At 64.5% G+C, this 20287-nt stretch carries 22 protein-coding genes; all 22 read left to right on the top strand.

Going from position 1 to position 20287, the window contains the following annotated elements; all coding sequences use genetic code 11:
- The first annotated feature begins 174 nt into the window (after nucleotides 1–174).
- On the top strand, nucleotides 175–510 hold the full coding sequence (locus V7Z82_RS17235; protein WP_334152988.1) for a hypothetical protein: 336 nt from the start codon (nucleotides 175–177) through the stop codon (nucleotides 508–510).
- A 279-nt stretch (nucleotides 511–789) separates the two neighbouring features.
- On the top strand, nucleotides 790–1335 hold the full coding sequence (locus tag V7Z82_RS17230; protein ID WP_334152987.1) for a hypothetical protein: 546 nt from the start codon (nucleotides 790–792) through the stop codon (nucleotides 1333–1335).
- 900 nt (nucleotides 1336–2235) lie between these two features.
- Nucleotides 2236–2769, top strand: a complete 534-nt coding sequence (locus V7Z82_RS17225) for a hypothetical protein (RefSeq protein ID WP_334152985.1) — start codon at nucleotides 2236–2238, stop codon at nucleotides 2767–2769.
- Nucleotides 2770–2785: 16 nt separating this feature from the next.
- Nucleotides 2786–3178: a hypothetical protein gene (locus V7Z82_RS17220; RefSeq protein WP_334152983.1), complete on the top strand. Its 393-nt coding sequence runs from the start codon at nucleotides 2786–2788 to the stop codon at nucleotides 3176–3178.
- A 17-nt stretch (nucleotides 3179–3195) separates the two neighbouring features.
- Nucleotides 3196–4722 (top strand): terminase large subunit domain-containing protein, encoded by a 1527-nt coding sequence (locus V7Z82_RS17215; RefSeq protein ID WP_334152982.1) that lies wholly within the window; start codon nucleotides 3196–3198, stop codon nucleotides 4720–4722.
- Nucleotides 4697–6184 carry a hypothetical protein gene (locus tag V7Z82_RS17210; RefSeq protein ID WP_334152980.1) on the top strand — a complete coding sequence of 496 codons (1488 nt, stop codon included), beginning with the start codon at nucleotides 4697–4699 and terminating at the stop codon, nucleotides 6182–6184. Before V7Z82_RS17215 ends, V7Z82_RS17210 begins: the two co-directional genes overlap by 26 nt.
- A 3-nt stretch (nucleotides 6185–6187) precedes the next feature.
- Nucleotides 6188–6937 (top strand): VG15 protein, encoded by a 750-nt coding sequence (locus V7Z82_RS17205; RefSeq protein ID WP_334152978.1) that lies wholly within the window; start codon nucleotides 6188–6190, stop codon nucleotides 6935–6937.
- Between the two features lie 96 nt (nucleotides 6938–7033).
- A complete protein-coding gene (locus V7Z82_RS17200) occupies nucleotides 7034–7534 on the top strand; it encodes a hypothetical protein (protein WP_334152977.1) in 501 nt (166 codons plus the stop codon).
- A complete protein-coding gene (locus V7Z82_RS17195) occupies nucleotides 7534–7911 on the top strand; it encodes a head decoration protein (RefSeq protein WP_334152976.1) in 378 nt (125 codons plus the stop codon). Before V7Z82_RS17200 ends, V7Z82_RS17195 begins: the two co-directional genes overlap by 1 nt.
- A 14-nt stretch (nucleotides 7912–7925) precedes the next feature.
- The gene (locus tag V7Z82_RS17190; RefSeq protein WP_334152974.1) at nucleotides 7926–8939 is read left to right on the top strand and encodes a major capsid protein; all 1014 of its coding nucleotides are present in this window, start codon (nucleotides 7926–7928) and stop codon (nucleotides 8937–8939) included.
- A gap of 62 nt (nucleotides 8940–9001) precedes the next feature.
- Nucleotides 9002–9322 carry a hypothetical protein gene (locus V7Z82_RS17185; RefSeq protein ID WP_334152972.1) on the top strand — a complete coding sequence of 107 codons (321 nt, stop codon included), beginning with the start codon at nucleotides 9002–9004 and terminating at the stop codon, nucleotides 9320–9322.
- Between the two features lie 6 nt (nucleotides 9323–9328).
- Nucleotides 9329–9724: a hypothetical protein gene (locus V7Z82_RS17180; RefSeq protein ID WP_334152970.1), complete on the top strand. Its 396-nt coding sequence runs from the start codon at nucleotides 9329–9331 to the stop codon at nucleotides 9722–9724.
- A 26-nt stretch (nucleotides 9725–9750) separates the two neighbouring features.
- Nucleotides 9751–10059 (top strand): hypothetical protein, encoded by a 309-nt coding sequence (locus V7Z82_RS17175; protein ID WP_334152969.1) that lies wholly within the window; start codon nucleotides 9751–9753, stop codon nucleotides 10057–10059.
- 264 nt (nucleotides 10060–10323) lie between these two features.
- Complete coding sequence (locus tag V7Z82_RS17170) at nucleotides 10324–10677, top strand: hypothetical protein (RefSeq protein ID WP_334152967.1); 354 nt, start codon at nucleotides 10324–10326, stop codon at nucleotides 10675–10677.
- Between the two features lie 13 nt (nucleotides 10678–10690).
- Entirely contained in the window at nucleotides 10691–11278 is a 588-nt protein-coding gene (locus tag V7Z82_RS17165; RefSeq protein ID WP_334152962.1) for a hypothetical protein, read from the top strand.
- 95 nt (nucleotides 11279–11373) lie between these two features.
- Nucleotides 11374–11724, top strand: coding sequence for a hypothetical protein (locus V7Z82_RS17160; RefSeq protein ID WP_334152960.1), 351 nt, complete (start codon nucleotides 11374–11376; stop codon nucleotides 11722–11724).
- Nucleotides 11725–11915: 191 nt separating this feature from the next.
- A complete protein-coding gene (locus V7Z82_RS17155; RefSeq protein ID WP_334152959.1) occupies nucleotides 11916–12098 on the top strand; it encodes a hypothetical protein in 183 nt (60 codons plus the stop codon).
- Nucleotides 12099–12121: 23 nt separating this feature from the next.
- Nucleotides 12122–15628 (top strand): phage tail protein, encoded by a 3507-nt coding sequence (locus V7Z82_RS17150; protein ID WP_334152958.1) that lies wholly within the window; start codon nucleotides 12122–12124, stop codon nucleotides 15626–15628.
- 243 nt (nucleotides 15629–15871) lie between these two features.
- Nucleotides 15872–16474, top strand: a complete 603-nt coding sequence (locus tag V7Z82_RS17145) for a hypothetical protein (protein WP_334152957.1) — start codon at nucleotides 15872–15874, stop codon at nucleotides 16472–16474.
- Between the two features lie 9 nt (nucleotides 16475–16483).
- Nucleotides 16484–17395, top strand: a complete 912-nt coding sequence (locus V7Z82_RS17140) for a hypothetical protein (RefSeq protein ID WP_334152955.1) — start codon at nucleotides 16484–16486, stop codon at nucleotides 17393–17395.
- An 8-nt stretch (nucleotides 17396–17403) separates the two neighbouring features.
- Nucleotides 17404–18900 (top strand): hypothetical protein, encoded by a 1497-nt coding sequence (locus tag V7Z82_RS17135; RefSeq protein WP_334152954.1) that lies wholly within the window; start codon nucleotides 17404–17406, stop codon nucleotides 18898–18900.
- A 205-nt stretch (nucleotides 18901–19105) separates the two neighbouring features.
- Nucleotides 19106–20287 (top strand): hypothetical protein (locus tag V7Z82_RS17130; protein WP_442927650.1); only part of this gene is annotated, 1182 nt, incomplete at its 3' end.

Raw genomic sequence — 20287 nt, 5'->3', positions numbered from 1 at the left:
AGAAACGCGCACAACCAAACACGACGGCCCTGGCCGGGAGGCACGCATATCCCGGCAACACGTGGCTCGCCGCTGGGCGGTAACCGGCCTCCAAACCCGGGACGCGAGGTTCGATCCCTCGGAGCTACGCCCATACCACAGACCGCCGACCGATAAGGCAGGCAGGAGAACATCATGAGTGTGGCACGCGCTCAACACGACGAAGCGATCAACGCCGCGCGCGACGGACTTAGCGTCCTGTGGGTACAAACCAACGCGACTAATGCCCTGCTCGGACTCGCTGAGCATTTTGGTGCCGAGCATGTGAGCTACGTCAACGGCCTGCAACACGCCGAGTTCAGCAACGGCGGACGAATCGATATCCTCCCCACAGCAACCTCAGTACGAGGACGCACAGCCGATCTCATCTACGTCGACACCAACGCGGTCATCGAAGACCGCGAAGCGCTCATGCCGTGCATCCAAACAACAGCAGGACAAATCCACCTCATCGGCGGACGCATCGCCTAACACCACAGACCGCCCTCGACTGGCCCCGACCAAACCCACGCAGGAAGCGCCGGGCGAGCCAGCGAGGGCACACCACGCACAGGAGGCACGGCATGACTCCCCTCGATCTTCTCCTGTGGGCACTCGCGGTCCTCGCAGTCGTGGTCACGGTCACGCTCAGCACGGTCATAATCTGGGCAACCATCAGCGCAATGCGGAGCAAGGGCAAACGCAATCCGACGCTGTTCAGTAGCAACTCGGACCAATGGTGAACCACCAATCTCCGGTATATTCGCAAGCATGAGCATGCCCAACGTTGTGCGCCGCAAGAGGCCCTGGTATCTCCGATGGTGGATCTGGCCGGTCTACCTCCTCGTGTTCCTGCTCCTCATGGCACTCTGGGGCAGCATGCTCCCAGACACCCCTGAGGCGGAACCCGAGCCGACGCCGACCGTCGATGATGTCGTAGAGCCGACGCCAACGGCTACAGCCACACCAACTCCGACGGCGACTCCTACCCCGACCCCGACACAAAAGCCAACACCGACGCCGAAGGCAACACCGAAGGCCGAGCCCGAGGAACGTACCGAAACCGTCGAAGGACTCACCCTCGACGACGCACGCCCCTACTGCCTCGACATGGCCGACACGTACGCCTACCCAGACAAGATTGACGTGCACTACGTCCTCGGCGTGAAAATCGAGGAGATCAACGACCACGACGTGCGATTCCTCTGGAAGGCTGACATCAAGTCGGCCGCCGGCGGCGAACTCTCGGGCGAGCTGCTCTGCGTCGTGTCGGGTAGCGCGGATGCGATGGTCATCGACACCATGGAGTTCCGCTAACCCCACCCCTCGCAAGACACCCCGGCATACAGCAACACGCCGGGGTGTCTCCCGTTTGACCCCCCCCACGCAACACAGGGGGGGTCAGCGCAACACAGGGGGGGGGCAGCGCAACACCGGGGGGCATCTCGAGCAGCCAGGCACCCACCAGCCCCACCCTCGGCCACACCCCACACAGTGGAGGGCCAACATGCACACAGGCCCAGCCAACGCCAACGGACACCGGCGCCGCCAACTCCGAGCCCGCGTCCTCGCCGAAGAAGATCACTGCGCACTCTGCGGCGAACCCGTCGACAAGACGCTCACCTTCAAGCTCGGCGAACATGGTCCACGCTGCGCATCACGCGACTGCAAAGGCTGCATCCCACATCCACGACGAGCAGAGGTAGACGAAGACCTTCCTCGCGTTCGTGGAGGCTCAGCGCTCGAGCGATCGAACACACGCTTGATGCATCGCGAATGCAATCGGTGGAAGGGCACCATGACCCTCGCCGAAGCCCTCGCGAAGCGCGCAGGCATCCAAGCGAAGCCACTCGCGCGACCGGTCACGCTCGTGCAGTGGTGACCGGCTGACGCGGGCAGCAGCGCCGCGACAGCAGCGGGGCAAGCTCGCGGGCCGGCGCTCGAACGCGCAGATACCACCAGGGGGTACCCCCTCCCCCGCCCCCGGCGAGGCTATCCCGGAGGCATAGTGCCTTTCTCTCTCCGAAGTTTTCCGCCACGGGGTTTTTTACCTTCGCAGTGGCCGCTGGCTTCGCTCCTGCGGGCTTCGTGGCTCGCTTCGCTCACTCGATGAGGGTCGCGAGGATATCGCGTCCCCGTTAGACGGTCGATATCTGGCCTGGCCTTGCTTCCGCATAACTACGCGGTTTAAGTGTGACATGCGCTAGAATTGGTGGCATGGGAGATCGGCAATGTGCAGCATGCGGCGCGCCAATCAACCTCGCGCGCGCCGACGCTCGGACATGCTCGGCGAAATGCCGAAAAAGAATGTCGAGAAAGCCTGCATATACCTCCGACCTAATCGGGCTCGACCGATGGGTGCGCTGGGCGCTCGTCGACGGTAAGAAGAAGCCACTCACCATCGATGGCTGGGCGGCGTCATCGACGAACGCTGACACCTGGAGCAGCTACCTCGAGGCGAAACGCTCGAGCATTGGAACTGGTCTTGGTTTCGTCCTCGCCGGCGATGGCATCGGCTGCTACGACCTCGACCACGTCATCGTCGACGGCGAGCTCATGCCGGCCGCGCAACGCTTCCTCGACCAGCACCCCGGCTGGCTCGTGGAGATCTCCCCGTCCGGTGAAGGCCTGCACGTTTGGGTCTACGCCGAAAGCCAGCCAGGCTGGCGCCGCGCCATCGACGGCATCAGCGTCGAGTTCTACACCCGAGGCCGGTACATGACGATGACGGGGGACCGATACCAGCAGTGACGAGGATGTGATTGGTGTGAAGTGCGCGACCTGCGGGCGACCGCTGAACACAACGGACCGCCGGCGCAAGTACTGCTCGCAGTCCTGCCGCGACTCCAAGGGATCGTCACGCCCTCACCTTCGTGCAGTCGACCCGGGCGAGGCCCCCGCCGGCCCGCCGAAGCCTCGACTTCTAGAAGTCGATGTCGCAGCCCGTGAAGGTACCGACCTCGAGCTACTCCTCGCGCTGCGCGACCGTGTCGCGAAAACGATCGCTGACCCGAACTGTCCCGCACGTGAGCTCGCCTCGCTCACGAAGCGACTCGAAGAGATCCGCAAGAGCATCTCGTCCGAGCGGCTTCGACTCAAAGAAGAACTGGCCGACGCGGAATTCGTCCCCGACGAGCCCTGGGATGAGGCCGCAATCTAGTTGTCAGGTGGTGGCGAATGACGAAAGTTGCTCGCCGCCTCTCCGAGGTCACGAAGCACCTCGTGCTTCCTGACGGTGTCGTCTCCTCCGGTTACCCGGCGGTCGCAGCGCAGTGCAAGCGCATGGGCGTCATCCACGACGACTGGCAGCAGGGCCTCGGCCGCGCGGTGTTCGCGAAGCGCAAGAACGGTCTCTACGCCGCCGGCATCACCGGCGTGACACTGTCGACCTGCCGTCAGGTCGGCAAGACGTTCACGTTCGGCACGATCATCTTCGCGCTGGCGATCCTCACACCTGGGACGCTCGTGCTATGGACCGCGCACCATACCGCCACGACCGACGAGACTTTCGAGGCGTTGAGCGCGCTCGCGCGCAAGCCGAAGATCGCGCCGTACGTCGAGCAAATCCGACGCGGCAACGGCGACCAGGTCATCCTGTTCAAGAATGGCTCCCGAATCATGTTCGGTGCCCGCGACCGAGGCTTCGGCCGTGGTATCCCTGGCGTCTCAGTCGTTGTCTTCGACGAGGCCCAGATCCTCTCACAATCCGCGGTGACCGACATGGTCCCCGCCGCGAACACGGTGAAGAACCCGCTCATTCTTTACATGGGCACGCCTCCCGATCCGAAGAATCCATCTGAGGTGTTCAAGGGCCGACGCAAGCGAGCTCTCGCTGCGAAGGCTGCGCGCGACGCCGGAGAGAAGATCGTCTACAACGGTCTCTACGTCGAGATCGGCGCGGACCACGGCGCCGATCTCGACGATCGCGCGCAGTGGCGAAAAGGCAACCCGTCCTACCCTGACCGAACTCCAGAAGAATCGATCATGCGCCTCCGTGAGCAGCTGGAGGACGAAGCCTCGTTCGCCCGCGATGGTCTCGGAATCTGGGACGAAGAGAACGCGGGAAGCCGCTGCATCCCCGCTCCGCGCTGGGCAGCGACCGGAGTCACCGAAGCCCCATCCGAGGGAGTGCGCTCGTTCGGCATCGTCTCGAACCTCGAAGGCACGCGAATCGCGATCTCCGGCGCACTCAAACACGACGGCGGTGTCCACCTTGAGCTCATCGAAGGATTCTCAGGTGACATCGAGGCCGGTATCCAGTCGCTCGCCCGCTGGCTAGCCGCTCGTTGGAAGGACACCGCGATGATCGCAATCAGCGGGCTCGCGATCGCAGCCCCGCTCGTGCAAGCGCTCACGGAGCATGGGGTGCCAATGCTGTTCATCCGCGTGCTCTCAGCGCCCGAGTACCTCGCATCCGGCTCGCTGCTCGAAGAAGCAATCAAAGCACGGACGATGACGCATCCGATTGCGCCGGCCGATAGTCCGCTCGAGCGTTCGGTCGCTGTGACCGACAAGAAGTTCCGCGGCAACAGCGGAGGCTGGGCGTGGCACGCGACCACCCCTGACGGCGACGAGACGCCAATCGAATCGCTCGCTGTCGCCCACTGGGCGGCGAAGAACACCCGCCGGGTACCTGGCCGGCAGAGCACCGGTCGAGGCCGAACGAAGGGAGGCGCACGTGGACGTCGACAACCTCAACGATGACGAGCGTCAAGCCTTCAACCGGCTCCTCGGCACGCTGAACCGCAAGCGGAACCGGAACCGGCTCAAGTCGAAGCTCTACGACGCGAAGAAGGATATCGACCACTTCGGGATCTCGATTCCGCCGCAGATGAAAGAATTTGCGACGGTCATCGGCTGGCCGGCGAAGGCTGTGGACACTCCCGCGCGGCGCATCCGACCGGATGGTTTCTCGCTGAACACGAGCTCGGGGCGTACGACGCCGGAGCTGTTCGAGGAAGTCCAGTCGACGCTTGCGACGCCGCGGGCAGCTGCGGTCGAGAAGCTCGCGATCCAGGCGAGCCTCAAGCACTCGTGCGCGTTCGTGTTCACGACGGGCTACACCGACGACACGGGTGAGTCCGCGCCAATGTACACGGCGGCTTCCGCGCTCGACGCTTCGGCGGTGGTCGATCCTCGCACCGGGGCGACGCTCTCCGCGCTCGAGGTAGTCGATGGCGGTTGGGTGCTCTACCTGCCAGGCAAGACGATCCGCGTCGAGCGTGACAAGCAGGGGCGGCCTCGCGCGGTCGACCGCACCGAGCGGAACCACAACCGCGTGACATGCACCGTCTACACATGGGGCCGCACCATCGATCGACCCTTCGGTCGCTCGCGCATCACTCGCCCACTCATCGGCCTCACCTACATGGGCGTGCGCGTCCTGCTGCGTCAGGAAGTCTCGGCCGAGTTCTTCAGCTCCCCGCAACGGTGGATGCTCGGTGCTCGCCCCGACGACTTCCAAGACGAGTCAGGGAAGATCCTCTCCGCGTGGGAAGCGATCACCGGCGGCTTCCTATCGATGCCCGACCTCCCCATCGGGGACGAGCAGGACGCGAAGCTGCGCCGCGTCGAAATCGGCCAGTTCCCGCAAATGTCGATGCAGCCCCACTCCGACCATCTGCGGACGGTCGCGATGATGGTGTCGGCTGAGACGTCGCTGCCGCTGAACTACCTCGGCATCGTGCAGGAGAACCCGCCCTCGGCGGACGCGATCCGCGCGTCGGAAGCCGACATGACACAGATCGTCGAGGACGAGCTCGATTGGTTCCGCGACTCACGCGTGAACCTCGCGAAGGACACCGCCGCGGTGCTCCACGAGGAATGGACACCCGAGATGGCGCGCGACCTCCGTGGTCTCCACGCCGACTTCCGGGACCCCTCGACTCCGACTAAGTCGGCCGAGGGTGACTGGGCGGTGAAGATCGTGACCGCGTTCCCGTGGCTCCAGGAGTCCGAGACGATGCTGCGCATCATCTTCTCTGCGAACACGGCGCGTGCACTCACGAACGAGCGGAAAAAGCAGACCGGCAGCAAGATGCTCGAGCAGCTGCGCGCGGCGCAGTCTCAGCGTGAGCTCACCGCCGCTTCGACAGGTAACAGCACCTCCGAGTCAGCGTCGGCATCAACCTCGACGGGCGAAGCAGCTGCGATCGAGGAGAAGTAGCGCATGGTCGACCGAGATGACATCAACCGTCTGACCTCGGAGACGCGCGCCGTCCTCGACGAAGCCCGCCGCGACCTCATGTCGCTCGCGGGGCAGTTCGACCTCGCCAACCCGGCGCAGGTGCGCGACGCGCTCCTCGAGCTCGTGCCGATGCTCGTCAACGAGTACGGTGAGCTCGCGGCCGTCGCAGCTGCAGAATGGTACGAGGACGTCCGTCCGGTCGGCGGTTTCACGACACAACTCGCTGACGTCGCCGATGAGGAGGCAGTGCGGGGGAGCGTGCAAGCCCTCGCCGGCGGACTGTGGGACGACGTCCCCTCGGACGCGATCGAGCAGATCAGCGCGTCGATGCAACGTCACATCAAGTATTCGTCGCGCGCGACGATTGCCCGTAACGTCGCCGCGGACCCGATGCGGCCACGTTACGGGCGCGTCCCGAAGGGCGCGAAGACGTGCGCGTGGTGCGAGATGCTCGCCTCGCGCGGCTTCGTCTACGTGACGGAGGAGACCGCGGGCATCATCGAGGACCACTACCACGACGAATGCGACTGCGAAATCGTCTGCTCGTGGGACGCCGACCAAGCGCACATCGCCGGGTACGACCCCGATGCGATGTACGACCGCTATCTCACGGCACGGCAGCAGCTCGAAGCCGAGGGAATGCCAGTCCACAGCGACGCCGACATCGCAGCGCGCATGCGGGAACTGTTCCCCGACCAATACACCGACGGCCACATTCACGAGGCCGCGTAGACCACCCACGCCAACCCGGCGCGGGATGACCGTTCACCCGAGCGCATCGGGGTCATAGCCGACGGGCTCTAAACGGATCGAAGGAGAGATCACACCATGACTGACACCCCGAAAGAGTTCACGCCTCCTGCCTCGCAGGAAGCGCTTGACGCCATCATCAACGGCGCCGTCGCTCGCACGCACAAGCAGTACGAGGGCTTCGACGACTACAAGGCCAAGGCCGAGCAGTTCGACGCCCTCGACCAGCAGGCGACGCCGGCGGACACACTTGAGCAGGCTCGCGAGGAAGGCCGTGCCGAAGGGCGCGCCGTGCTCGCACAAGAGCGCGTCATGACGGCGCTCAACACCGCACTCACTGGCCGCGCACTCTCAGCCAACGCGCTCCTCGACTTCGACCGCTCGCGGTTCGTCAAGGGCGACAGCGCTGATACCGACGCGATCACCGAGTGGGTCAACGCGAACTCAACCGAAGTGAAGACGACCACCGAGGTAGTCCCCTTCTCCGGGAACCGAAGCGGCAGCGAAAGCGGCGGCTCGGTGCAGTCAGGCCGTGATCGATTCCGCAACAAGCGAACCCCTCAGAACAAGGAGCAGTAATGCCTCGCATGCAGACCGAAAACTTCGGTGACGGCGACATGACTTGGCTCGGTTCGGCGCATGGCCTCCGCAATGCGCGCACCGAAGTCCTCGACGTGTCGGCGTTCACCGCTGCCACCCACTACCCCGACGGTTACATCAAGTCCGGCACGCCGGTCGCGATCGTCGACAACAAGGTCGTCCCGTACGACGCCGCTTCCGGAGCGGGCGCGGCGATCCTCGCTGGCTTCCTCCTCACCGACCAGCGCGTCGTGGGCACTGCCGACTTCGGCGTGCCCGTCATCGACCACGGACGTGTGAAGACCGCCAACCTGCCCGTCAGTGGCTTCACCGCGCCCGCCGCGGCGAACAACAAGACCACGATCGTCTTCGTCTAGAAAGGACTTGAACCATGGCACTTTGGACCGACCTCATCGAGCCGGCCGAGCTGACTGGCTATGTCCGCGAAGCGCTCGCCGACATCGAAGCTCGCAAGACGAGCCTCGCCCGGTTCCTCCCGAACCGCACCGTCCCGAACATCACCGTCCGATTCCGTCAGGGCCAGGCCGGTCTTGTCGCTGAGGCGAACTTCCGCGCGTACGACGCGGCCCCCGAGATCGGCAAGGGCCAGGGTGGCAAGCGTGTCACCCTCGAACTGCCCGCGATCGGTCACGAGGAGATCGTCTCCGAGTACGACCAGCTAATCACCCGCAACGCGGGCGACGACGCGATCCTCAACGAGGTGTTCGGCACCGCCGAGCGCGTCGCCCGGGCCGTGTCGGACCGCATCGAGCGCCTCCGCGGCGTCGTGCTGTCGACCGGCAAGGCGACGATCCCCGAGATCGGCGCGGACGACGACTTCGGTCGCTCGGCGAGCCACACCGCCACCGCCTCAACGCTGTGGACAAACACCGGTGCGTCGCGCCTCGCCGACCTCCAGGCATGGTCGGACATCTACGAGAACACGAACGGCATCACGCCGGGCACGATCCTCATGTCGCGCAAGGCATTCCGCCTCCTCGCCGCCGGCGACGAGTTCAAGACCAACCTTGTTGGTGGCGGCTCGCGTCCTGCGACCGCCGACGAGGTGAACGCGATCGTCGAGAGCGCGGGCCTGCCCACCATCGAGATCTACTCGCGCCGAACCGCGGCGGGTGCGGTTCTCAACGCCAACGAGCTGTTCCTCCTCCCGGAGGCCGTCGATGCGAACGCGGGCGAAGCCTCGCAGCTCGGCGCGACGTTCTGGGGCGAGACCCTCACCTCGCGCGACGAGAAGTTCAACCTCGAAGGCGACTACCCGGGCATTGTCGCTGGCGTGTACCGCGGTGAGAAGCCTCCGATGATCGCCGAGGTGGTCTCGGACGCGATCGCCCTGCCGGTACTCGCTAACGCGAACCTGTCGTTCAAGGCGACGGTCGCGGCGTAGTGACCCCGTGGCGGTGGTAGCGCTTGCTGCCGCCGCCACGTTGGCCGCTGAAAGGAAGCATCATGACTGACTACATTCGTCACGACCTCGACGGCGTCATTGTCGTCCACCAGTCGGTGACCGACCAGATGCTGCTCGCAGCTGGCGACGAGGTTCCCGAGGGTGTCACTGTGGATGCGGCGCACCTGGCGTCGCCTGCGGCCTCCGAATCTGCCACCCCTGATGAGGACGCGGATGAGTCGGGAGAAGCCGTAGACGAGGCTGCTGACGCTGCTACGGACGAGCCCGAGGCCAAGGAAGAAGCCTCCGCTGACTCCAGCCCGTTCGCTGCTGCTGCCGAGCCTGCTCCGAAGCCCGCTCGCTCGACGCGCACCCGCAAGTAGGCCACCATGGCCGACTCGCTTGCGACCATCCAGGACTACGAGCAGGGCGGCTTCAAGCGGCCGGCCGGCATCACTGAGGACGAACTCACGAACCGTCTCGCGCGTGCCTCGCGCACGCTGCGCGGCGAACTGCCGGAACTCGACCGGAACATCGAGGCGGGGATCGTCGACTCAGCCCTCGTGTCGGACGTCGTCTGCGAGATTGTGGAAGCGAGCTTCCCCGTCGATGGTGCGCCGGCCGGGCTCGAGTCGATGCAGATCGGCGCGGGCCCGTTCCAGGAGACGCACCGGTTCTCGAACCCTCGTGGCGACATGTACGTCACGGGGAAGCATAAGCGGCTCCTCACTCCGCAGCGCCGCCGGCGGGCGTTCACGGTCGTGCCGAAGATCGGCCAACTCTGATGTTCGATCGTTGGAAGGTTCCCGTGGTGCGGGTTCGTGACGGTGCGGCTGGGGAGGATGTGTTCGGGGAGTCGATCCCTGGCGCTCCGGTGGAAACACCGCTGCCGCCGGCGTTGTTCGCGCCGACGCCGACCGCGCTGCTCGCACATGCCGGTGTCGCGTCGACCTCGACGCAGCCGACCGTGTATTGGCCACGCGAGTGGCCTGACGTGCAGGCCGGCGACCGGCTCGTCGTGGCGGGGGAGGAGTGGACGGTCGATGGCCGTCCCGCTTCCTGGCCGCTCGGCCTCGTCGTCGAGCTCACCGGAGTGAAGGGGGTGAGTCGTGTCGGTTAAGTTCTACCCGAACAAGTCTGGGATGGAAGCGTTCCTGAAGTCTGAGGAGATGCAGCGGTACATCGAGGAAGTCGGGAACTACGTCGCGCACACCGCTGGTGAAGGCTATGGCGTGCAAGTGACGGTCGGGCCTGGCCCGAAGGGACGCGCTCGAGCCACCGTCATGGCTGAGACTGCGGAAGCAAAGATCAGCCAAGCCCGGAACCATGACCTTGAGCGTGCTGTCGGTGGAGGGTTCGGTGGTGGATAGTGAAGCCGCCGAACGTGAAAGCGCATCTCCTCGCGGTCCTGAAGTCGCACAGCATCGAAGCCGTCTCGAAGCGTGAGGACGCGACGACGTCGCGGTTCGCACTCATCACCGACACCGGCGGTCCAGGACGGTCCGACCGCATCGTGCAAACCGTGCAGGTCACTATCGGCTCGTACGGGTCGACGCTCGGTGTTGCTGCGGTTCTCGCGGCAGATATCGAAGCCATCATTCATTCCCTGCCCGCTGTGTCGTCGTCGCCAGTCGCGGCGGTTCCGTGGGCTACCAGCCCCTATGAGAGCACCGACCCTGACGTGCCTCGACTGTCGCGCTACGTCGCGACCTATCAACTCACTGTTATCTGCCGCTAGGAGGCAAAACATTATGGTTACCAATTCCATGAACGCGTTGATGTTCGGTTCGGACGACGACTCGGTCTTCCTCGCTGACTACACTTCGTCGCTCGCCGAGACGCTCGCTACGCTCGAGATTGACGACCCCATCCCCACCAGCATGGTTGACTGCGGATGGATCTCTGAGGATGGTCCGTCGCTCGACCTGTCTGACTCGGTCGAGCGCATCCGCGGTCACCAGGGCAACAAGGTCGTGAAGGAGTTCATGTCCGAGTCGGACACGAACCTCACCGCGAACCTGCTCGAGTCGAAGCTTGAAATTGTCAAGTGGAACCTTGACGCGAAGGTGACGAACAAGGGTGACTACACCGAGTACGATGCTCCCGCGTCGCGGCGTGTCCTCAACCTGTGCGCCGTCGTGGATGCGTTCGAGACCTCGGGCTCGGGGAAGCGCTGGCGCCTCATCCTCCCGCACGTCACCCTCGGTGAGCGGTCGAGCATTGCGCTGAAGGCGAAGGAACTCACCACGTACCAGTACTCGCTCGGTGTGCTGGATGGTTTCCGTCTGCTCACGAACACGCCGGCGATGCTCGCCACCGTCCTCCCGGTGGGCCCATAGCCCACACTGACCGCCCCTGCGATGCGACGCACTCTCCCGCATCGCAGGGGCTCACCATTCCCTCGGAGAGTGCACAATTTCTAGGAGAGTGCATTATGGCCACAACTAAGGAACGTGCCGCTGCTGCTGGCGCGAAGACCCCGAACGACCACGCCGTGAAGACTGAAGCCACGAGCTCCGACGTCACCGTCGAGGTGCGCGGGTTCAGCCTCACCTTCGACAAGAGCAACTTTGACGACAATGAGCTCCTCACCGAATTGGAGCATGGTAAGCCGAATGAAGCCATGCTGATCGTTACCGGCGATGACGTAGACCTCATTGAGAAGATTGAGGCTGAGCTGCGCAATGACCCTGAGAACCTCAATCCTCGCGGTCGGTTGAAGCGTTCTGCTGTCGTTCAGTTTGTCGCCGACGTGATGAAGGAGATCGGACTGGGAAAGTCCTAGTCCTCCGGCAGCTCCTACGGGAGTTTCCGGAGGAAATCGAGGCCGACCTCACATCCGAGTATGGGGTCGACCTTGGGGATGTGTACCGCGGCGGGCTGTCGTGGCGGCGCCTGTCGGTGCTCGTCACGCAGCTCCCGCCCGGCTCGCGACTCCAGCGGGCCAGGGGCGGTCCTGGCGCGTGGAGCGACGAAGTGTCAGCCATTCACCATGACGGCTACCTCACACGTACCGGCATCATGTCGGCGCTGGGTGTGAAGCAGTCGAAGCTGCCGAAGCCGGTCGAGCCGCCCGCTGAGGGTTGGAAGCTCGAGCAGATCGAGAAGCAGCGCCGTGCCGAGCTGAAAGCTGCGCGCTGGAAATCACGTCAGCACTAACCACAACCTCATAGGGGGCGTCCATGGCCAAGAACGGATTCGACTTCGGTAGCGCCTGGGTGCAGATCGTCCCCAGCCTTGACGGTGCGAGCCGTCAGATTCAGCGCGAGCTCATGGGCGTAGACACGTCGAAGGCTGGCGCGAAGATGGGCGAGGAGCTGTCCTCGTCGATGGTGAAGGCGCTCGATCTCAAGGCTGTGGGCGCCAAGCTGTCCAACCTCGGCGGCAATATTGCCGGGGTTGGGCAGCAGCTCACGAACAACATCACGAAGCCGGCCGCGGTCGCGGCGGCCGCGGTAGGTGGTATCACCGCCGCCCTCGGGTTCAAGCGCCTCGTCGGCATCGACACTGCCCGCGGCCAGTTCCAGGGCCTCGGGTACGACGCCGAGAAGGTGATGGAGCAGGTCGACAAGGGCGTCTCGAACACGTCGCTGTCGATGGCGCAGGGCGCCTCTGCCGCGGTCGGGATCCTCGCGACCGGATCGGTGCCGCTCGAAGACCTCGAAGAGCAGATCAAGCGTGTCGCGAACGTGTCTGCCGCCTACAACATTGATGCCGAGCAGTCCGCGTACCTGCTGAACAACGTTCTGACGAAGAACAAGGTTGAGTGGGGCGACCTGTCGCAGATGCAGCAGAACGGCATCCCGATCGTCACTGCTCTCGCTGACCAGTATGGTGTCGCTGGCGACCAGATCATGAAGATGGCGCAGAACGGCGAGATCTCTATCGAGGACTTGAACGCGGCCCTCGACTCGAAGGCTGGCGCCGCGGCTGAAGCCTACGCGGGCACCTGGGCTGGTATCACCGCGAACATCACGTCGAACATTGGCAAGATCGGCGCGAAGCTGATGGAGCCGTCATTCGACATCATGAAGGAGCAGGCGGCAAACCTGCTGAACCTGCTGAAGTCGCCCGAGTTCAGCGAGTGGGCGACGAACATGGGTATCGCCGCTGGTGGGGTGCTCGAGCAGGCGATCGGCATTGTCTCTGACCTGACGACGCGGTTCCAGAACCTATCCCCGACGGCGCAGAAGATGATTGGCATCTTTCTCGGCGTGGCGGCTGCCGCCGGGCCCGTGCTTGTCGTGATCGGCAAAATCGTTGGTGTTGCCGGCGCGGTGGTGTCTGCGCTGGCGCCCGTGGTGGCTGCGTTTGGTGCGCTGGGAGGGGGCGCGGCGGCGATCGCTGCCCTGACTGGGCCGGCGTCGACGCTGGCGAAGGTGTTCCAGTTCGCGCTTGGCCCGATTGGTATCGCGATTGGTCTCATCACGTCGCTCATTGCGGCGAGCCCTGAGCTCCGCGAAACCATTGGCGTGGTCTTGACGGAGATAGGTGGTGCGCTCGGGACCCTGTTTGAGCAGCTCGCCCCTGTGATTGAGCAGCTGTTCGCGGCGCTCGGCCCGATCTTCGGGCAGCTCGCGGGCCTGTTCACGCAGGTCGGTACGGCGCTCGCACCGCTCGTCGCGACCCTCGGCACCGTCCTCACCCCGATCATCGGACTGCTCGGCACTGTGCTGGAGCCGGTCGTGGGGCTGCTCGCCGCGATTCTTGAGCCGGTGAGTTTGCTCATCGGTCTCGTGCTGCAGCTCATCACGCCATTCATTGATCTTGCTGCGGCGATCCTGCAGGTCGGTCTCGAATGGTTGGCGACGCTCATCACGACGGTCGTGGTCCCTGCTGTGCAGTGGCTCGCCGACATTCTCGGTGTCGCGATCGAGTGGTTCTCGTCGCTGTTCAATTCTTCGAGCGAGACGAGCCAGGGCCTCCAGTCTGCGTGGGAGGGCGTCACCGGGTTCTTCCAGGGAGTGTGGGATGGTGTCGCCGCCGTGTTCACGTGGATTTGGGAATCTGTCCTCCAGCCGATCGTGCAGGCCATCGCGGCCGCGGTTGACTTCTGGATCGTGCAGCCCTTCACCGCGATGTGGAACGTCATCTCGTTCGTGTGGGAGGCCGTTTCGACGGCGACGCAAATCATGTGGGCGGCGGTGAGCCTCATCTTCCAGGCGATCGTCACCTGGGTGCAAAACGCCCTTGGGCCGGTCTTCACTTGGCTCTACAACAACATCATCAAGCCGGTCTGGGACGGCATATCCGGGTTCATCGGTTCGGCCTGGTCCACGATCTCGGGCATCTTCACCTCGATCAAGACGTCGATCGAGAACACGCTCGGGCCGGTCTTCAACTGGCTCTACAACAACATCATCAAGCCGGTGTGGGACAACATCAAGGGCGCAATCGACGTCGTCTGGCGCTGGTTCGACAACACGCTCGTCCCCGGCTTCCAGTCAGCGACGGGCTGGATCGGTGACGCATTCGAGGGCCTGAAAAAGACGATCGATGAAGTCTGGAAGGGCATCAAGAAAGCGGCTGTCGCGCCGATCAACTTCGTCATCAACACCGTCTACAACGACGGCATCAAGGCCCTCTTTGATGCCATCGCGGAAGGTGTCGGTCTCGACATTCGCATGCCGAAGGGTGAGCCGATCAAGCTCGCTACGGGTGGTGTGCTGCCTGGCTACACGCCGGGCCGTGACGTGCACAAATTTTCGTCGCCGACCGGCGGCCAGCTGTGGCTTTCCGGCGGTGAGGGCATCATTCGCCCGGATGCGCTGCGCGCACTCGGCGGCAAGGCATGGCTCGACCGTATCAACGGGGCGAAGTCCCGCGCCGGCGAAATTCACTTCGCTGACGGTGGCATATTCGACTGGGTCGGCGACGCTTGGAACAATGTGACGAGCTTCGTGGGTGACGTGGTCGATAACATCGGCGCAGTAATTTCGGACCCGCTCGGCGCGATCGATCGAATCATCATGGAACCTGTCCGTAACTGGATTGCGGGTATCGGTGGCGGCTTCCTCGGTGAGGCGATCGGCGGATGGCCGATCGACATGGTGAAGAAGCTCGGTACCTGGTTCCGGGAAAAGGTCGACAGCATGTTCTCCTCGGGGTCTGAGGGCGGCGGCTACGATGCGGTCCCAGGCCCCGATGGTGGCATCACCTATCAGGGCTTCCACGGTGGCCTGGCGATGAAGCGACTCATCCCGGTCATGAAGAAGTACGGGCTCAACGTCACCTCGACGTGGGACACCCCGGCACGGAACGCGGCGCTCGGTCGACGCAAGAACACCTACCACGCCGACTGGGCGAACCCCGCCGTCGACATGGCGGGTTCGCAGTCGAGCATGTTCGCGGCGGCAAACGAGATCCGCAACATGGGCGGATGGCGTCAGATCCTCTGGCAGGTCGCGGGCCACTACGACCACATTCACGTCGCGAAGGACGGTGGCGTGTTTGGGGATCTTCCGCGCCTGTACGACGACGGTGGCTGGCTGCAGCCGGGGCTCACGCTCGCGTATAACGCGACGGGCGCGCCGGAGCCGGTGCTCACGTCGGAGCAGTGGAAGTCGATGCGTGAAGGCGGGAACGGTGTCGTGATCAACCAGACGAACTACATGCCGACGTCGGATCCGAATGTGATCGGCGATCGGCTCGCGGCGAAGGTTCCGCGGCGACTCGTGGGGGTGCGATAAATGCTGTGGCTCGATGACATTGAGATCGGCTTCGAGCATCCCTCCGCCGGCGGGCTCATCGTCGAAGGTGGCGGCGGCTTGGATGGCTGGTATGACCTCCCTGGGGTGAAGACGAAGCTGTCGGAGCGTGAAGGCGCGGACGGTGCGCATGCGGTGCAGGGTCGAGACCTCGTGTACTCGGCCCGCACCGTGACCGCGTCGATCGCGTACCTCGGCGAAACTCGCGACTTCGCGGTGCGGGACGTGTACGAGCGCATCAACGCGCTCAATCGCCGCATCGTTTCGGTCCGGGTTCGAGACGTCGATGACACCTTCGTGACCGGCTATGTCGAGACCTCGTTCGGCCCGAAGTGGCAGACGTCGGGAATCTTCGACATCACCGTCACGGCGGCAGACCCTGTCCGGTATGCGTGGGATGAGCAGACGGCGATCCTCACCGCGAGTGCTCGTGTTGGCGCGCTCGACTATGTGATCGAGTATCCGATCGATTATGGCGACGATGTGTCATCCGCGTCCCCGTCTGGGTCAGTGTCGAACACTGGCAATGTGGCGACGGGGCCGGTCATCACCGTCGAGGGTTCTTACCCGCGCGGGTTCACGCTCCTCGGGGCCGGGGGGCGCGCGATCATCTACCCGCAGCCGGTGTTCCTCGGGACTCCCGTCGTCATTGATTGCGTGCGTCGTGTGGCGATCTGCAACGGCGTGAATGTGTCCCGCAACCTCACTCGTCGGGAGTGGTTCACGCTGCCACCTGGCGGCTCCACCACCGTCACGCTCGTCGCTGGCGAGGACGTGGCAGGAGGCACGGCATGGGCGACCCTCTCGGCACGCTCAGCATGGATTTAGGAGATTCTCATGGTCACAGGTATTGGCGTCCCGGCAATTACGGGCACCGACGGCGCGAAGATTGGGCGTTCCGCGCTCGATGACCGCCTCATGGTGTACGCGGACTACACCTCGCTCGGCATTATCCGTGGCTGCAAGGTCTCGACCTCGAGCAGCGGCATGCGGTATTCGATTGGGCACGGCAACGCAAACATGAGCATCGCGGTCGCGTCGCGTTCGGCGGCTGATGGTGCGACGAAGTTCCCGATCGTCGCGCAGACGGTGAACACGACGGCTGCACCTGCGTCGGGTGCGCGCCTCGATGTGGTGTGGGCGCGGCAGAACCGCCCCGACCTTGGCGACGCGGACAACTCGGTTGCCGTGGGCGTCACTCAGGGTGCGGCGTCGGCGAACCCGGCCACCCCGACGCTCCCCGCTGGCGCCGTCGTGCTCGCCACCTACCGGGTACCCTCGGGCATCACGGCCACGTCGGGCGCGACGCTCGTCGAGGTTGGCCCGCAAGCCGTGCCGTACGGGGCAGCGCTCGGCGTTCTCGTGAGTAAAACGTATACGGCGAATCAGGTACAAATCAAGGACTCCGCACAGAGTTTGCTGTCGGCACGGTTTAAATTGACCGAGCCTCGGCTGCTGTGCTTCCAGCTCACATGCTCGGCGCGCGCGCTCGCTCCTATCCGCCCCGACAAGACCGAGGTAGCGATGCGCGTTCTTGTCGATGGGGTAGAGATCCGTGAGATGCGCTTCGCGTTGGATGCCGCACCGGGTACATTCCAGTACTCCGAATATCGAGTATTTGGTGCGGGCACGCACACCGTGGCCGTGAACGGCAACATGGCTAACGGTAACGGGCAGTGGATGTACGAGGCGGGCAAGTGGCCGGGGCAGATCATTTCGGTGATTGACCACGGCGTGAACGACGGCTAGGTGCGCGCGTGTGGACTCTTGAACTCTTCCGCACCGTCGACGGCCTGCGGTATGGGGAGTTGCCGGCGGCGGGATTCTCGTGGTCGCGTGAGCTCCGCAAGGGCAGCCTCGATGCGCCACCGCAGGGCCTCGGCACAGAGCGCGCCTCCGGCCTTGAATGGTCGGTCGCGTCGCTCGAAGCGGCCGGCTGGATCGACCGGAACGAGTCGGGCTGGCAGGAGCGCCTCGTCGCACTCTTCATGCCGAAGAAGCATGGCGTCATAGCGCTCTACGACGGCATCCCGATCGCAGGCGGGCCAATCGCGGACACTGTGAGCTTCGAGGCCGACACGGTGGCGATCACCGTTGACGACTACGCGGCAGGTATTCTCTCGCGCCGCTTCGTGGTGCCGGAGACGTTCTCGCCGAAGAAGCAGGTGAAGGTCACCGGCAAGTCGATCGGCGGGCTCGCTGTCGAGGCGCTGCGGGTTGCGATGCGCAAGCCTGCAGGCGGGCTACCATTCGAGCTACCAGCCTCGGAGACGGGCACGCAGACGGCAGAATGGAAGGGATACGCGGTGGCGCAGCTGGCCGCCGAGGACGTTATCACCGACTTCGCCGATCTCGGCCCCGATATCGACTTCCGGCCGAAGGTGCTCGACGAGCAGCATTTCGTCTGGGAGGTCGTGCATGGCTCGGCCGATCAGCTCGAGCTGGGCCAGACGACGGTGCATGACTGGGAGCAGGGCTCCCCGGATGTAGTCTCGATCACCTCAACGCTCTCGACCGCGTACATCGCGCACCGCGTCTACGCCGTCGGCGGCGGGCAGGACGTAGCAACGCCGATTCAGCGGCGCGACGCCGAGGTTCCCGAGGGCTGGCCGCTGATCGAGCAAGTCATCTCCGACTCGACGATTTCGGCCGTTCCCGAGCAGGAGGTCTGGAAGAAAACGGCCGCTGAGGCGACCGCTGCCTACGACGCCGCGTACCAGGATGCGATCGCCAAGTCCGACGCCGCCGATACGAAGGCGGCGCAAGCCGAGGCGGCCGTCGCTGCGGCGAAGAAGGCGCTGGCGGACGCGAAAACTGCGGCGCAGAAGAAGGCCGCGAAGGCGAAGAAGGCCGCGGCCGACAAGGTGGCGAAGGCGGCTCGAGCAGCCAAGACCGCGGCACAGAAGGCCGAGACGGCGAAGAAGAAGCGGCTGGACGACAAACTCAAGGCGGCCGAAAAGGCGGCGGAAAAGACCGCCACCGATCAGCAGCGTATCTGGGCGAAGGAGCAACTGCAGCGGCTCGGCGATGCCAACCTGACCCCCTACCCGATGCTGCAGATCGAGATGACGATCCGCGCCGACGGCATCACCCCGCTCGGCACATTCTGGCCCGGCGAGGTCGCGCACGTCACGACGCACGATCACCCCGCGCTCCCCGACGGCACCTACCCGCTGCGCATTCTCTCGATGAGTGGCGACGCGGGGGAGTCGGTCACCCTCGTATTCGACCCGATCCAGCCCGAGCGGTACTAACCGCACGATCTAAGGGGGACGCATGAAGAAGATTTACCTCAAGCCGACGCTTCCCGGTATACTCACCGACCTCTCGCGGGGCACCGCCGCGGCGGTCGGCCGTGCCAGTGCGTCGCTCGAGATCGAGGCCGCCGGGGCAACACCCGAAGGCGAAGGCGACATTCCCACCGAGAACATCACGCAGCGCGTCTCGGAGCTCGACGACGTGCTCGCCGAGGCGAACGAGCAGCTCGAGCAGGCGATGAACGATCTCGCGGCAGCCGAGGAGGAGCTCGAGGCGACGCAGCTGCTCTACGACGAGATCTTCGCCGAGCACGATAACGCGCTGATCGACGCCGAGGAAGCGATCGGCGTAGCGGCCGAGCAGATCGAGACGATGGGCGGCGAGATCGACGCCGCGGCGCAGGAGGCCGCCGACGCCAAGCAGGCGGCGCTCGAGGCGATGACGAAGGCCGCCACCGCGTCGGGTCTCTACACGGTAGCGACCGCGAGCCCGACTGTGGCGGATGCTGAGGGGAAACCTGTCGGCGCTGTCTGGGAGGTGCGTTCGGGTGAGGCGACGGCTCGCCGGTACGTGCTGACGGATGCCACCACGTGGACTCAGGTGAAGTTGGGGACTGAGACGATCGGTGATGCGGTGATTGGCACTGCGCAGGTCGGCGAGCTTGATGTTGCGAAGCTGTCGGTCACTGGTGCCTCGAAGTTCTCGAGCGCGGTGATGCAGGCACTCATTGCCGACAAGGGGTTCTTCGAGAAACTGTATTCGAACAACGTTGTCGTGGCGGGCGAGAATCTGCTCTCTGACCCGCTGATGAAGAACCGGCGAGCGTGGCGGAACGACTCGCGCGTCTCCACGACGGGCGGGCGTAACGGAGGCGGGTCAATTCTGATACCAGCCTCGACCTCGCAGGTAGGCGTCTACAACGTCTCGAACGTCGCTGCGGATATGCCGTACGCGGTGAAGGTCACGCCTGGGCAGCAGTACAACATCTCGGCATGGTTTACCTCGGCAGTCGCGGGAGTCGGCACGACGAACAAGGTCTCGCTCTACGACCGATTCTTCGACGCGAACGGCTTTCAGGTGCTCTCCGCTGGTGCGATAGCGAACGCGGCCACGTTCGCCGCGAACACTTGGACGTCCCTCAGTGGCGTGAGCCGCGAAGCACCGGACAACGCGGTCTACATGGGCGTGGGTTTCGCCGTGCAGGCAGTGCACAACTCCGAAGTTCGGTTCAGCGACCCCGCCGTGCGCTCGATGACGGACGGCAACCTGCTCGTTGATGGTTCCGTGAAGGCCCGCCATATTATCGCTGACGAGGTTGCTGCTGCGGTCGGTGTGTTCATCGACGCGATGATGACGAACCTCTCCGTCACGGGCGTCGCCGCG

The organism is Microbacterium sp., from assembly GCF_036823965.1.
Lineage (GTDB): Bacteria > Actinomycetota > Actinomycetes > Actinomycetales > Microbacteriaceae > Microbacterium.
This window is presented reverse-complemented; position numbering and strand designations above follow the sequence as displayed.

Coding starts and splice junctions, on each gene's coding strand:
- V7Z82_RS17230 (WP_334152987.1), top strand. CDS start 790: ATGAGCATGCCCAACGTTGTGCGCCGCAAGAGGCCCTGGTATCTCCGA.
- V7Z82_RS17140 (WP_334152955.1), top strand. CDS start 16,484: ATGGTCACAGGTATTGGCGTCCCGGCAATTACGGGCACCGACGGCGCG.
- V7Z82_RS17165 (WP_334152962.1), top strand. CDS start 10,691: ATGGTTACCAATTCCATGAACGCGTTGATGTTCGGTTCGGACGACGAC.
- V7Z82_RS17180 (WP_334152970.1), top strand. CDS start 9,329: ATGGCCGACTCGCTTGCGACCATCCAGGACTACGAGCAGGGCGGCTTC.
- V7Z82_RS17150 (WP_334152958.1), top strand. CDS start 12,122: ATGGCCAAGAACGGATTCGACTTCGGTAGCGCCTGGGTGCAGATCGTC.
- V7Z82_RS17235 (WP_334152988.1), top strand. CDS start 175: ATGAGTGTGGCACGCGCTCAACACGACGAAGCGATCAACGCCGCGCGC.
- V7Z82_RS17205 (WP_334152978.1), top strand. CDS start 6,188: ATGGTCGACCGAGATGACATCAACCGTCTGACCTCGGAGACGCGCGCC.
- V7Z82_RS17215 (WP_334152982.1), top strand. CDS start 3,196: ATGACGAAAGTTGCTCGCCGCCTCTCCGAGGTCACGAAGCACCTCGTG.
- V7Z82_RS17160 (WP_334152960.1), top strand. CDS start 11,374: ATGGCCACAACTAAGGAACGTGCCGCTGCTGCTGGCGCGAAGACCCCG.
- V7Z82_RS17185 (WP_334152972.1), top strand. CDS start 9,002: ATGACTGACTACATTCGTCACGACCTCGACGGCGTCATTGTCGTCCAC.
- V7Z82_RS17190 (WP_334152974.1), top strand. CDS start 7,926: ATGGCACTTTGGACCGACCTCATCGAGCCGGCCGAGCTGACTGGCTAT.
- V7Z82_RS17200 (WP_334152977.1), top strand. CDS start 7,034: ATGACTGACACCCCGAAAGAGTTCACGCCTCCTGCCTCGCAGGAAGCG.
- V7Z82_RS17195 (WP_334152976.1), top strand. CDS start 7,534: ATGCCTCGCATGCAGACCGAAAACTTCGGTGACGGCGACATGACTTGG.
- V7Z82_RS17225 (WP_334152985.1), top strand. CDS start 2,236: ATGGGAGATCGGCAATGTGCAGCATGCGGCGCGCCAATCAACCTCGCG.